The 12,074-nt window shown below is 59.9% G+C and carries 13 protein-coding genes and 1 tRNA gene; 7 read left to right on the top strand and 7 right to left on the bottom strand.

What is annotated here, in order from left to right; all coding sequences use genetic code 11:
* Window positions 1-169: 169 nt before the first annotated feature.
* The 4 genes from P5205_08315 (at window position 170) to P5205_08300 (ending at window position 2,633) form a co-directional block, all read left to right on the top strand.
* Window positions 170-245 (top strand) — tRNA-Phe (locus P5205_08315).
* Between the two features lie 323 nt (window positions 246-568).
* The gene (locus P5205_08310; protein HSA10362.1) at window positions 569-1,687 is read left to right on the top strand and encodes a PEP-CTERM sorting domain-containing protein; all 1,119 of its coding nucleotides are present in this window, start codon (window positions 569-571) and stop codon (window positions 1,685-1,687) included.
* Between the two features lie 9 nt (window positions 1,688-1,696).
* Window positions 1,697-2,440, top strand: a complete 744-nt coding sequence (locus P5205_08305) for a choice-of-anchor R domain-containing protein (GenBank protein HSA10361.1) — start codon at window positions 1,697-1,699, stop codon at window positions 2,438-2,440.
* A gap of 13 nt (window positions 2,441-2,453) precedes the next feature.
* Window positions 2,454-2,633 carry a hypothetical protein gene (locus tag P5205_08300; GenBank protein HSA10360.1) on the top strand — a complete coding sequence of 60 codons (180 nt, stop codon included), beginning with the start codon at window positions 2,454-2,456 and terminating at the stop codon, window positions 2,631-2,633.
* Between the two features lie 175 nt (window positions 2,634-2,808).
* Here P5205_08300 and P5205_08295 read toward each other — a convergent pair whose 3' ends face one another.
* The gene (locus P5205_08295) at window positions 2,809-3,192 is read right to left on the bottom strand and encodes a hypothetical protein (protein ID HSA10359.1); all 384 of its coding nucleotides are present in this window, start codon (window positions 3,190-3,192) and stop codon (window positions 2,809-2,811) included.
* A 453-nt stretch (window positions 3,193-3,645) separates the two neighbouring features.
* On the opposite strand from P5205_08295, the gene P5205_08290 reads away from it, so the two are divergent.
* Window positions 3,646-3,855 (top strand): hypothetical protein, encoded by a 210-nt coding sequence (locus P5205_08290; protein HSA10358.1) that lies wholly within the window; start codon window positions 3,646-3,648, stop codon window positions 3,853-3,855.
* Window positions 3,856-3,862: 7 nt separating this feature from the next.
* On the opposite strand, the gene P5205_08285 is transcribed toward P5205_08290, so the two are convergent.
* The 6 genes from P5205_08285 to P5205_08260 form a co-directional block, all read right to left on the bottom strand.
* Complete coding sequence (locus P5205_08285) at window positions 3,863-4,309, bottom strand: hypothetical protein (protein ID HSA10357.1); 447 nt, start codon at window positions 4,307-4,309, stop codon at window positions 3,863-3,865.
* Window positions 4,310-4,504: 195 nt separating this feature from the next.
* Window positions 4,505-5,791, bottom strand: a complete 1,287-nt coding sequence (locus P5205_08280) for a DnaB-like helicase C-terminal domain-containing protein (protein HSA10356.1) — start codon at window positions 5,789-5,791, stop codon at window positions 4,505-4,507.
* Window positions 5,788-6,546 (bottom strand): hypothetical protein, encoded by a 759-nt coding sequence (locus P5205_08275; GenBank protein ID HSA10355.1) that lies wholly within the window; start codon window positions 6,544-6,546, stop codon window positions 5,788-5,790. The genes P5205_08280 and P5205_08275 overlap by 4 nt, the downstream gene beginning before the upstream one ends.
* A gap of 68 nt (window positions 6,547-6,614) precedes the next feature.
* The gene (locus P5205_08270; GenBank protein ID HSA10354.1) at window positions 6,615-6,866 is read right to left on the bottom strand and encodes a hypothetical protein; all 252 of its coding nucleotides are present in this window, start codon (window positions 6,864-6,866) and stop codon (window positions 6,615-6,617) included.
* 43 nt (window positions 6,867-6,909) lie between these two features.
* Complete coding sequence (locus P5205_08265) at window positions 6,910-7,749, bottom strand: hypothetical protein (GenBank protein HSA10353.1); 840 nt, start codon at window positions 7,747-7,749, stop codon at window positions 6,910-6,912.
* Window positions 7,746-8,873: a tyrosine-type recombinase/integrase gene (locus tag P5205_08260; GenBank protein HSA10352.1), complete on the bottom strand. Its 1,128-nt coding sequence runs from the start codon at window positions 8,871-8,873 to the stop codon at window positions 7,746-7,748. Before P5205_08260 ends, P5205_08265 begins: the two co-directional genes overlap by 4 nt.
* A 1,132-nt stretch (window positions 8,874-10,005) precedes the next feature.
* On the opposite strand from P5205_08260, the gene P5205_08255 reads away from it, so the two are divergent.
* Window positions 10,006-10,932 carry a hypothetical protein gene (locus P5205_08255; protein ID HSA10351.1) on the top strand — a complete coding sequence of 309 codons (927 nt, stop codon included), beginning with the start codon at window positions 10,006-10,008 and terminating at the stop codon, window positions 10,930-10,932.
* A complete protein-coding gene (locus tag P5205_08250; protein ID HSA10350.1) occupies window positions 10,929-12,056 on the top strand; it encodes a hypothetical protein in 1,128 nt (375 codons plus the stop codon). The genes P5205_08255 and P5205_08250 overlap by 4 nt, the downstream gene beginning before the upstream one ends.
* The last annotated feature ends 18 nt before the right edge of the window (window positions 12,057-12,074 follow it).

Below are 12,074 nucleotides of genomic sequence, written 5' to 3'. Positions count from 1 at the left end.
ATAGAGAAATGCTCAGTATTACGACTATCTTCGTGATTGCCCGACGATTCCAATGCTGCCCAATGGTGTGCTGGTCGCTGGGCCAGCGCGCGTCATCCGCGCTTTGATCGCCGCGCCTCCTTTTCCGCGCTTGCTATTAGGTACCGGATTGTGGCAAAGTGCGCCCGTCGGCTGGGTAGCTCAGTTGGTAGAGCAGAGGACTGAAAATCCTTGTGTCGGCGGTTCAATTCCGCCCCCAGCCACCACATGCACTATGACCAATAGAATCAATGATTCGCTGCATGTATGCCGCTGGTTGGAGGCCAAAGTAAGACATGTAGTAATACAGGCATCCCCTGTTTGGAGGTTAATCGTCCAGCCAAGTCCGTGCGTCCATAGGAGCCCTTTCAGGGCGTTTCGGGGTGTCGCGGTAGCCCCCGCTCGACCAAAACACGCCACAGCCAGCGCAGCGCGTTTGCTGAGAGGGTTCCTGCGCAGGGCTCGATCGGATCTGGCGCTCGCGCGGCCTGCAACGCTACGGCTGACTCTTCTGTTGTCCGTTGTGTGCTCGCTGGCCCTTGGCTCGGCTGTGCATGCGGCTTCATTCACCGGCCTTGGAACGCTGGGCGGCAGCTACAGCATGGCTTTTGGGGTTTCGGCTGATGGCAGCGTGGTCGTTGGGCGCAGCACGACACCCTACGTCAACGGCGACCAGGCGTTTGTGTGGACCGCCGCTGGCGGAATGGTCGGCTTGGGCAGTCCGCCGGTTACTTGGCCCATCACCGGGCCGAACAGCGACGCAAGGGGAGTCTCTGGGGACGGTCGGGTCGTGGTGGGCATGGCCCAGGGTGCGCAGGGTAATGCGGAGGCTTATATGTGGTCATCCGCCTCGGGGTGGCAGCCATTGGGAAGCGTTGTGACCGGGGGCGATGTTCAGCCGGCTTACAGTGCGTCGTATGACGGCTCGGTCGTAGTCGGCATGTCGAGCGGATCACCATTTCGCTGGACTGCGTCCACCGGCCTTCGATACCTCTCAGGCAGCCTCGGAAGCGCGAACGCCATCACGCCTGACGGCTCTGTGATCGTTGGCAGAATAGGAACCTCGGAGGCGTTTCGGTGGACTCAAGCGGGAGGAACGGTTCGGCTGGGGGATTTGCCGGGTGGATCCTTCAACAGCATCGCAAATGCAGTCTCCCGCGACGGCAGTGTGATCTGCGGGAGCAGCAGCAGCGCACCGAGCAGCACCGAAGCCTTTCGCTGGACTGAATCCGGTGGCATGGTGGGGCTGGGGGACCTCCCCGGAGGTGACTTCGAGAGCAGCGCCTACGGCGTTTCTGGCGATGGTAGAACGGTTGTCGGGATGAGCTACACGGACAACGGACCAGAGGCCTTTGTCTGGGATGAACTCAACGGAATGGAGGAGTTGGCCAACGTTCTTACAGACAGGTACGGGCTGGACCTTTCTGGGTGGTCTTTGGATTACGCTAGGGCTATCTCCGACGACGGTTCGACAATCGTTGGCTTTGGCGTTAACCCTAGTGGCCGAGGGGAAGCATGGGTCGTGGTGATACCTGAGCCAACGGCATTAGCGCTTGTCGGCCTTGGAGCTGCCGTTCTGCTGATTGCTCGTCGGCGCAGACAAGCGGGCCTGCAATTTCCCCGGCAGAAGCGCGGGGTTGAGCGACACGGCGCATCACCGTGCAGCTAATGGTTGATTATGAGAACCTCGGTGACAATTCTCTGCCTTACCCTCTGCGCTTCGGAAGCGGGAACCCTCCTTGACTACACGCCGCCCGCCAATCCTCTCAACATCCCGGCTATTAGCCCAGGCGTTCCCGTGTCTTACGCGAGCGCCCTTACAGTTGGCGCACAGGACGTCGAGGTGTCATCGGTCAGCCTCTATTTGGATGGCCTGTATCCGATGGCCTATAGCTTCAGCGCCTACATTCTCTCGGACTCAGACAATCTTCCGGCCGCTTTGCTCGGCGCCTCCGAGAGATCTTTCGCGCCAGGAGAGTTAGCTGGGCAGGGGCTCGCGCCCTACGATTTCCCCCTCCTAAGCCCCATTCTCCTATCCGCCAACGGAACGTACTGGGTGGGTTTCGGGACGCCTTCGGCTGGCTACCCGCCCTACATCGGTTTCGCGGGTTCCCTTGAGTGGTTTACGGGCTACGGAGTCTCACCCTCCCTCACCATCGCAGCGGACGGCTACCCCCTCGACGGCAATTGGTCGCCAAACGCTTCGGACGTCATGACCTTGGTTTACACGCTACAGGGGAGCGTAATCCCAGAGGCAAACCTGGCGAGCCTGCTTCTGCTGGGCCTCCTGCTAGTCTCCCCCAAGAACCGCTTCAGACTGAAGCGAGCCAAGGGGCTTGCTCGTTCTCAGAGCTTTGCACCACCAGGGGCACCACAAGATGCGCTGCGCGATTCTCGTTGTAGGGAGCAGAAGTCGCTGTGATGCTGGAGGAATAATGCAGAACGAACCCCTCAAAAGGATGACGCGCGCGGAGTTTGCCGCGGAGTATCAGATCAGCGTGAAGACGGTGGACCGGCTGATCAAGAAGGGCCAGGTGCAGTGGTTCCGGCTGGGGCGTAAGGTGTTTGTGCTGCCGGTGGACGAAAAGAACCTGCCGCAAAGACGGGCCGGCTAACCCGCCAGCACCAGGGAAGCATGAGCGCCAGGTAAACGAGTTCGCTGGTTATTTTCAGCCAGGCGGCGGTGATGCTGGCCGAGGCGAACACGATCCAGAAGGCAAAGGAGCTAAAGGACGTGGCCATCGTAGCGGGCGAATGAACCAAGCGCAAGAGGTTGAGGGAGGAGGCGGTTCAGCATTGCCGTTCCTGCGCGCTGGAAGCCGAACGCAAGATGGAGGAATGCTGGCCAGCAACCAAAAGAATGTTGGTGGCAAGGGAAGCAAAGCCCCCGGTGCCAAGCGGGAACCACTGACCGACGAAACGCCCACGTTGGCCGACATGGGAATTTTCAAGAAGGAGAGCAGCGACGCGAAAAGGCTTGCCGCCGACTCGGAAAGAAACTACCATGTCAGCAATGAACGACCCGCGACGCGAGGCGAGCAAACCCGGCGACGAATCGAGGACGCGAGAGCCGTTATCCAATTCAACGAATCCCCTCAGTCCGAAGAACTTGGAAAGGTTGTTCGATATCGAGAGGATCAGCCCGTTCATCCACTGCCAGTTGAGGGAGAGCATGGCCGAAGAAGTGGGCAGGCGCTCCCGGCGAATCTTGCGGCGAAATTAGAGCGGATTTTCGGGGCGCGGATCATCCTGTTGGAAAGCCAGGATGGCAGGTGGAAGAGAAGGCGGAGGCGGCGGACGCCGGCGAACCTCAGTTTTCCAGGCGAGAGACCGGCGCAGGCGATACACAAGAAAGAGGGTATGACAAAGAAACCATTGGACCCGTTCACTCAGAGCCACAACAAGCTGGTGCGAATGTTGAGCAATCTGCGGTCGCATTTCACCCCTTTAGAGTTGATCGAAAAGACTATCCAAAACTCCAGGCGGCCCGAAACCACCCCGACCCCGCCCAAACCCAAAAGTGGCACCTCTTTGAAGCCGGGCTCTTAGACGACCGCCACCTGGTGGTAGAGGGAGACGCAGTCGGACTGCCTTGCCAGCCGCATCCGACCGGGGCATGGTTTGGTTATGAACGACCGCCTGCCACCAACGAACAGGCCCAGCGACGGATTGGGGACGCCCGCGAGATTGTCAATTGGAACAGTTCGGAGCACGCGCGAGCAACTGGACGAGTGCGTGCGGTTGGAAAAGCTGGAGCCGCTGCGCAAGCTCCAGGTCCGGGCGAGCCAGGCCAAGGAAATCGGCAGGCTTTGGCGCCAGCAGTTAAGTCTCTCCTAGCGCGGCCCTATTCTGATTCATCCGGGATCTCGGACCCGTCCGGGCTTCCAGCGAACAGCTCGGGGAATTCCGTTTCCAGGCGGCGGCGCAACTCGGCCAGGGGCACGCGCTTTAGGAGGGCTGCGCCCGGATAGTTGGCGGTTCGGCGGTCGTTGGGGTCGGGCGGGGTCCAGTCCTGCGGCAGCGTGCCGTGCGCTTTGAGCCAGGCCCGCCGGCGTGCCCGCTTCCGGGCGACCTTTTCAAGCTCGCGCGGCCAGCGCTTGCTTGCCGCGTCAAAGGCCGTGCGCAGCATCTTGGCGTGCTGACAAGCCTTGGGTATGCAGCTTTCCCAGTCGGTCACGTGTGGCGGCACTCTGTAGATCAGGAACCAGCACACCAACCGGAAGTGTTTGCTGGGAATGCCGCTATGCTTCGCGCGCGCGGTACAGTGGGGGGAAAATCCGGGCCGGGTCATGCTCTGTCCGCCTCCCGCTGGCGGGGTTGCGGCCGGCAGGCTATCGCCCGTAGTCCAAAGCCGCGAAGCGACACCTTCAAAGTTAGCCGCAGCCTTTGAGCCGGCGGCGTGTGCCAGTTACCGGGCACGGGGCGCAAGACAAGCGCGAAGTCGCATTCCTGCTGCATGGTTTCCGGTGTGCCGGTTAGATCGCTGTTAGGCAGCATGATCTGGTGCGGCCTCGTAAAAGCGCCCCTGCGTCTGCCGAAAGGACAACAGCACGCTGCCCAGCGGGCCGACGCGGTTCTTCGCGACGATGCAGCGCGTCGGGGTGGGCTTGAAGCCTACGCGGGCCTCGATGGGATGCAGAAATAGCACCATGTCGGCGTCCTGTTCCAAGCTCCCGCTTTCCCGCAAGTCGGCCAGGACCGGCTCGCGCTCGGTTCTGTCCACTTCGCGGGAGAGCTGCGCCAGCGCCAGCACGGGAACACGGAACTGCATCGCCAGCAATTTGAGGGCGCGAGAGACGGCGCCAACCTGAGCGTATCTTTTTTCAGCGGCAGCGGCGCGGGAGCCCAGAATTTGCAGATAGTCCACGATCACCAGACCGGGCTTCCTGGTGTCTTGGAACTGCCGCGCCAAATCGGCGGTGACGTTTTCCACATCCCGCAAGTTGTCACGCACGATCAAACTGCATTTCCTCAGCAATGCGGCTGCGCGGGCTAGCCGGTCGAAGTCACCCTGAACAAGCCTTTGCTGGCGGAAAGCGTCGCGGTCGATGTGGGCCTCGGACATGACCAACGACCGCATGAGCTGGCCCGTGGGCATTTCCAGCGAGTAGAACACGCTGGGCACGTTCCCGCGCAGCACAGCCTGGGCGACACAGTTCAAGGCGAACGTGGTCTTGCCCGTGCTTGGCCGAGCACCAACAATCACAAGCTCGCCGGGCCTCCAGCCTCGGGTAATGCGGTCAAGCCCCGACAACCCACTGCGGACACCATAATCCGCTTCCGGGTTATCGTAGCTCCCTTCTATCCGTTCAACCGCATCCCGCACGGCGTCCCCGATGTTGAACGTCTCGGCACGCGGGCGGGCAATAGCTTTGACGCGCTCGGCCAGTGTCGCCGGGTCGAACCGTCCTGCTGCTGCCCGTTGGCCAATGTCTGCGGCCAGTGCCAAAGCGGCGCGTTGCTCGGCCAGCGCTTCGACTTCATCCCGGTAAACCGTCCACGGCTCCGGGCTGGGCAAGTCGTTCAAGGCTTGCATGGTGCGCGTGAATAGCTCCGGCGCTACCCGTGAGAGTTCCATCTGGACAACGATTTGCAGATCGCGCTCGACCACGCCCTCGGCGTGGAGCTGCTGCGCGCGGACCAGCACGCGGCGTGCAGCCTCGCAGTAAAAGACTTCCGGCAGAACGGCAGGCAGGAGCGCGGGCTTCTCCAAGCCGCAAGCGACAAGGGACCACTCAGCCAGCTCACTGTGGGGGGGCAGGGCGTCGTTCACGCCTGCCCTCCCCTTGTCAGTTGCGCCAGTTCGGCTTGGAGCTTGGCCCCAGCCTCAGGGTCCAGTTCGCGGGCTAGTTGGGCGCGGAGGTCGGACAGCCGCGCCAGTAAAGCGGCATCCGACCTGCGGTTGCCTCGGGCCGTACCTGGCGACGCAGGCCGGCAGCGGTTCAGCCAGGAGACGAAGAAACGCCGGGTGCATTGGCGGTGATTCACTTCGCACCAGCGCCGGGCCTTGGCAAGTTCCACGGCAACGGAAAGCTGCCGATACGCCGGATCGTCTTGCAGTTCAGCTACCCAAGCTTCCGGGAGTTGGGCTTGCTGTTTGGTTTTCCTGTCTGCTGCTGCACTGTTGTTTCTGATGTAGCTCGCGGCGCGGCCCGTACCGTGAGCTAACGTTAGGTCATGCTGAACTAGCGTGCGGGTGTGTCCTTGCGGAGCCAAAAGGCGGTAGGCGCAAGGCGCTTTCATGGCAGGCGTCTGGACTTCCACGGCCTTGGCGGCCTGTAGATCGGCCAGACGGCGCTTGACCGTAGGCACGCTAACCCCGGCCAAGTGCGCGAGCCACTGGTGCGTAGTCTGAAATTGATCGCGCTCGGTGTCAGACGCAACGCAACACAGTGCGAAATATATACAAAGCGCGCTGCCGTAGTCCTCAACCTCCTCCCGTATCCTGCGCAGGATAGACTTGTCCGCCCAGACAAAGGCCGGGGGAGCAGGCTTGACGGTGCCTCGGGCGGTGGTAGCGTGTGGCATCGGTTCGTTTTTTCGCCGCGCTCCTGGGAAGGGAAAACGCGGCGAATCTATTTCAAGTCAGTTCCTCCCTACGCGGCTTGAGAAATGGTTTCCACCAGCGAGCGCGCGTCAATCAGTCGCACGCCTCGTTTACACCCCGGCTGTCGCAAAGAGATGGACTTGACCTTGCCGTCCTTGACCAGCGCAAAGAGGGCTGTGCGTGTCAGTCCGGTGTAAGGGTCGCGCGTCCCGGCTCGGGGGATGCGGATGAAAGCGGGGGCAATTGGCAACGTCGGCGTGCCCGCCTGGGCGCCGTTTGAATTGGTTTTGAAACTGGCCATGCTCGCACCATACGGCGAGATCCTGCGGGCGCCAGCGAGAGGGCTACGCCCTTTTGCGCCGTTTGTGCGTAATCGGCGGTGCCATTCGTTCAAGTGCCTTGCGGCAGGCCGTCAAAAATAGGTTCTTTGCTCGAAGGTCGGGCTTGATCGCTTTGGCTGTGACGCTGGGCAACTTATAACGGTCCCAGTGCTTTTGCCCTTGCTTGGTGTAGCGGGCAAGCCCGGGGCGCGATCCGCGCCAATGATCCTCGAGCAGTGGCTTCAACTCTTTCCACCAGACGCGCAAGGCGGCTAGGTTCCCTGTTAGCGGCGGCAATTCTCCCCAGTTTCTCGCCCAGGTGGGGGGCTCGTGTGGGTATCGCGCTGCCATCTTTCGGTATATGGCGATCTGTCCGACCGCACTCGCAACAGCTCCGTTCGCATCGAGGTCGCGTTTCAACTGGCGATCCCGCCGCAGCCCCAAGTTGGCGCCCAGGCCGATCTTTTCGGAGAGTGCGGGGAACGTGTCCCGCCTTCCGCCACGCGAGCCCAGCTCCCGGAGCATCGGCCAGTGTGTGTGGTGATCTGCAAAGTCCTGGAATTGCGCCGGACGTGCGTTCGCGCCCTCGGTCAAGCGTGCCACCGCGTCGGTAAGGGCTCCAGCCAGGCAATATCCCAGGAAGTTGGGTGAGTTGGGGGCATCCCTCAGAATCGCAATCGCTTTGTCTGTGGCCAACATAGGCAGGCTGCCAAGCCAGTTCGCCGCAATCGGGTGGCCAGTTCGGGCGCACGCCGCAAGCTTGTGAATCGCCGCGAGTGCTTCATCCCGGAGCCGCAGGGCCTCGCGGTCGGCGGGGTTGGCCGACATCCCGGCCTTTGGTTTCCGCGTGCGTTTCTTCTTCATGCTTTGAGGGCTGGCAGCTTGTTCACGGCCTCGCGCAACGTTTGCATTTGGGTTTGGGTGTAACGATCGTTCACACTGTCGCTCTTATGGCCGGTGAGCTTGCGCCTCAATTCCTGGTCCACGCCCTTGTTGTGCAAGGTGGAGTTGAACGAGGCCCGCAGCGCATGGAAAGACAGCCGCGACAGCTTCCGCTGCCCGCCCGTGTCCACCGCGTTGTTGCCGATGCCCGCCTCGCGCATGACCGCGAGGAATTGCTTTGAGAGGCCGCTGCGCCCGCCGACGGGCACCGCCGCCAGCGTGGGGCAGACGGCGCCCGTCTCATCGCCCGCCAACCTGGTTAGATGCGCTTCAAGTGTGGGATGCATGGGGATTTCCAGCGTCTCGCCGGTCTTGTGCGTTTCAACCACCAACTTGTTGCCGGTGAACGAAACAGCAGACCAAGGCAACGCCACTGCGTCACCCAACCGCAGCCCACCATAGTAGCCAAGCAGGATTGCCGTCTTCCATTCGGGCTTGGCTGCGTCAATGAGTAACTGCACCTGCTCTGCCGTGAATGTCTGCCGCTTGACCTGCTTAATGCGCTCGGGCAATTCAACTGCGGTCGCCGGGTTTGTCGTGATCAATCCGAGGCGTCGGGCATGGTTGAAAAGGCTGATGATTGTTTTCATCTCAACCACCAGGGTCGCCGGGGCGAGGCTCTCCCCGGCCAGATGGTCATAGAACCTCTGGCAGTCGCGAGGTGTTATCCCCGCTATGGGCAAGTCCGCCTTGGCGCCCAGGAAGTCGCAGAAGCGCTTTACAGTGGCCCCGTAGCGAACGCTGGTGGCATCCTGCCGTGAGCGTGTCTTGCCACGCAGCCATTCCGCGCAGAACTCGCGCAGTGTGGCCTCGCGCAGCTTCTCGCCTGTGACGCGCTCCAGGATGCCGCCGATTACTTCCCGGCACACCGCTTCAGTCAACACGCCTTCGCGGGCCAGGCTCGAGACGCGCTCCCATTCAATCGCCAGGGCCAACGCCTTTGTGCGATTGCGCAGCTTCGTGGACTTCTTCACCCAACGGTTTTGTTCATCGCGAAAGCCTGCAGTCCAGTAAGGGCTATTCGGATGTTTCCAGACGTATGCCATAAAGTAAGCACAGAGTAAGACATACAGGGACGTTTGTCAACGCTCAAAGAGGTTTATTTGCAGGGGTTCTATCACTTTGCCTAGGTCGGAATTGAATCGGCGGTTCAATTCCGCCCCCAGCCACCACTTTTGACCAACAGAATCAAGGATTGTATGAACATACCCAAAATGAATCCAAAACTATAACTCGCCGTGGACTCGTTTTGGACTCGCTTTCGATATTATGCTGGAGCCACAACCCTCGACCGTCGACACAGGCCGGTTCACCGCCGGAGACGACCCGACGACCCATCAGAGGCAGGAATTTCTCTCCGAAGTGCGGCATTTCCGCCCTCATTCTGAAGAAGCCGCTTGCATACGTCCGTGCCGGACTGTAGCCACTTTTCCGATACAGCTTGGGAATAGAGTCAAAACACTCAGCAACGCCCTATAAAATAATCTGGGTGGCTGATTGGCTCAAGCGACCCCAAGCCATAGTGGTAACTGCCCGGCAAATGAAGCCGCGGACCACGACCAGCGGGGCCGGCTTGCGTCAGTCAGCCACCCAGATTAAATAATGGCGGAATGCCTCTTTCAGGCGCCACGACTCAATCGCATGACATCCGCTCGAACGGACTGCAATAGTTGAATCCTGGCAACCTATGGCAACCGCCGCTTGAGCCACAAGCAGCCGATGTGGTGGAATTGGCAGACGCGAGGGACTTAGGAATCCTAAATCAGCAGTTTCAGGGCGTTTCCACCCTTCCTCTGTACACCCACACCAACTCGGCAAACACGGGGTCATATTCACTTTTCGCAGGTCCTGCCGGGGCGGAAGGTTTCAAGGGTGAAAGTGGCACAAGGTCAAAGGTGGTGGAATCCGGTCTCCCGCTGTTTCAGCAGCGCCAGCATATTATCGAACGCTGGTGGCTCGCCGGAGAACATTTCCTTCATCCTCGCGCAATCGCCTTACCTCAGGCTGGTGACCATTGCCTGCAGAAACTTCGCTGGATGTATAAGCGCCGCAACGCGGAAGAGGCTGGGCGGGACCTGACGCAATGGCTGGACCAGTGTAGTGGCAAATGCCATGACCACTAATCTGCTGAACTTGACGCGCACATTTCCACAGGCTAACAATTCGCTCAGTCCGAATATGAAAACTCGTGTCTTCAGCTCCCAACCCGTGCGGGTTCCAGTTGCTGTCTGCCCGGTCGCTCATCTGATTGAAACGTCGGTTTCCCTTGGTGCCTTATGTGCCCTGCTGTTCGCTTTTTCGAAGCCCGTCCTTGCAGCCAACACGATTCTCGCTGCTCAAGAACAAGAAGCCGTGGTCTGGCAGGCCAATGCCGACTCGGCGTACCTCCAACGCGCAAATATTCAGTTGGTCGCACCCGAAATCCAGCAACAGATCCAAAACCTGACGGACGAAATCGCCACAGCCGCCGGGGCAGCCAAGCACTTCCGGGTGTTTCTTTTCAATGAGGGTCTCTTATCCACTCAATCCTACGCGAATGGAGATATTTTCATTCCGACCGCTTACCTCGATATGGTCGAAGATCGAGACGAGCTCGCCTTCGGACTCGCACGCGAAATAGCGTTGCAGGTTAAAAACGTCCGCCTCAAGGAGATGAAGGAAAGCCTTCGCAAGAACCGCTTGAAGAACGGCGCTAATTTGGTATTGGGCATTATTTTGATGAGCGCGACTGGAACTGCATTCGCCACGTATGTGGAGCGTCCGATCGTCGAGCGGACAATGAAGCCGCTCGAACCTAAATACCATAACTTGGAGTCAGCACTTGCATATCAAAACAACGCGAGGCTGGTAAGTCGCACGGTCAATCAAGCCCTGGGTTGGGTGCCGGTGCTCTTCACCCAGAAAACCCTCGGCACAAGCATCTACTTGGTTGAAGTGGCAACTGAAGATACTGATGCGGAGAAACGCCACCTCAAGGACCGTTTCGGCCTGGCGTTCATGCAAATGGCCGGCTACAACGGCGCGGCGGGACAGAAGGTAATTAAGAAACTGGATGATTACTGGACTAGCAGCACCAGCGTCACTAATGCGCCGCCTCAAAAATGACCACAAGCAGCGTCATCAGACACCAGGGGGCGTTCGCTGCGTGCTTCGCGGCTCTGCTCAGCCTGGATGTCTGCACAGCATCAGATCGGGATTCCAAAGACCTTATCACCCAATTCAAGGCCACCGGAATCAGCGCCCCCTACGTGCGCGAGAAGACGTTCACAACCGAGCCCAAGACCCTTTGCGATTCCGTTTTCTCCTGCTTGGTGCGTCGCGGCGCCGACATTCTTGCCTTCGACAAAGCATCTGGGCTGTTGACGTGGTGTGACACCGCCGGGTCATTCATCGCCCTGCCTACCGACGCCTCATCTGGTGACAGTCAGGACGTGCGGACAACACCACCAGCTCGCTGGGGCAGTTACGTTTATGGCTCCGCCCTTGTGACCGTGCTCGACAATCATAGATGCCTCCTGACGCTCTTTGCTCTCAGTCGTAGCGCTGATTTTGGTCAGGAGGCCTATTCCAACGGCGCCTACGAAAGGCAGCTCCTTCGCGCGATAGACACCGATATTTATAGAGCGAGCATCGGCCAAGCCGCCCCGCGCCAATCCACTCTGTGGCAGAAATCGAGGCCCAGTAACTCTGCCACAAACTACGCCGCTGCGTTTCGAGGACATTTTCGCAACGTCCCTGAAGTCCCACCCGAAAGAATTAGGCAGGCGGTTCAGGGAAATCCCTACTCGGTTCCTGTGGAAAGGTTGTGGACTAATCTTCTCTGTGTCCTGTCGCAGTACGACGTAGTTATTGACATCAATCCCGAACGACACCAGGCCACATTCGCCAGAAGAGTATCAATCCCGGACCCGACCCAGACCAACGCCACCCAGCGAGCCGACGTGCTCATGGCGGCTCTCGTGGAACCGAAATCTGCCGACTCATGCGATTACTACCTGGCCTTGCTTGATGAACGAACGCTCGCGCCAGTAGCTAGCGGCGGTAACACACCGGCAGACAGAGATGGCAAAGTCCCCCTTCTGAAGGATATGCCCGGCTGCATCCAGGCGGCTGCTATGGTCGCCAGGCAACTGGAGCAGCAGTTGGACACCCAGATGTTTTACGGTGAACGGTGGGGTAATAAGCTTTTGCGACGCAGCAATCCTCCGTCATCACCACCAGCGCGCTGAGCCGGCAGAACAACGACA

The organism is Candidatus Paceibacterota bacterium, from assembly GCA_035452965.1.
In the GTDB taxonomy this organism is placed as follows: Bacteria; Verrucomicrobiota; Verrucomicrobiia; order Limisphaerales; family UBA8199; genus UBA8199.
This window is presented reverse-complemented; position numbering and strand designations above follow the sequence as displayed.

Excerpts from the sequence above, each read along its gene's own strand:
- P5205_08305 (HSA10361.1), top strand. The coding sequence starts at position 1,697 with ATGAGAACCTCGGTGACAATTCTCTGCCTTACCCTCTGCGCTTCGGAA.
- P5205_08300 (HSA10360.1), top strand. The coding sequence starts at position 2,454 with ATGCAGAACGAACCCCTCAAAAGGATGACGCGCGCGGAGTTTGCCGCG.
- P5205_08295 (HSA10359.1), bottom strand. The coding sequence starts at position 3,192 with ATGCTCTCCCTCAACTGGCAGTGGATGAACGGGCTGATCCTCTCGATA.
- P5205_08290 (HSA10358.1), top strand. The coding sequence starts at position 3,646 with ATGAACGACCGCCTGCCACCAACGAACAGGCCCAGCGACGGATTGGGG.
- P5205_08285 (HSA10357.1), bottom strand. The coding sequence starts at position 4,309 with ATGACCCGGCCCGGATTTTCCCCCCACTGTACCGCGCGCGCGAAGCAT.
- P5205_08275 (HSA10355.1), bottom strand. The coding sequence starts at position 6,546 with ATGCCACACGCTACCACCGCCCGAGGCACCGTCAAGCCTGCTCCCCCG.
- P5205_08270 (HSA10354.1), bottom strand. The coding sequence starts at position 6,866 with ATGGCCAGTTTCAAAACCAATTCAAACGGCGCCCAGGCGGGCACGCCG.
- P5205_08265 (HSA10353.1), bottom strand. The coding sequence starts at position 7,749 with ATGAAGAAGAAACGCACGCGGAAACCAAAGGCCGGGATGTCGGCCAAC.
- P5205_08260 (HSA10352.1), bottom strand. The coding sequence starts at position 8,873 with ATGGCATACGTCTGGAAACATCCGAATAGCCCTTACTGGACTGCAGGC.
- P5205_08255 (HSA10351.1), top strand. The coding sequence starts at position 10,006 with ATGAAAACTCGTGTCTTCAGCTCCCAACCCGTGCGGGTTCCAGTTGCT.
- P5205_08250 (HSA10350.1), top strand. The coding sequence starts at position 10,929 with ATGACCACAAGCAGCGTCATCAGACACCAGGGGGCGTTCGCTGCGTGC.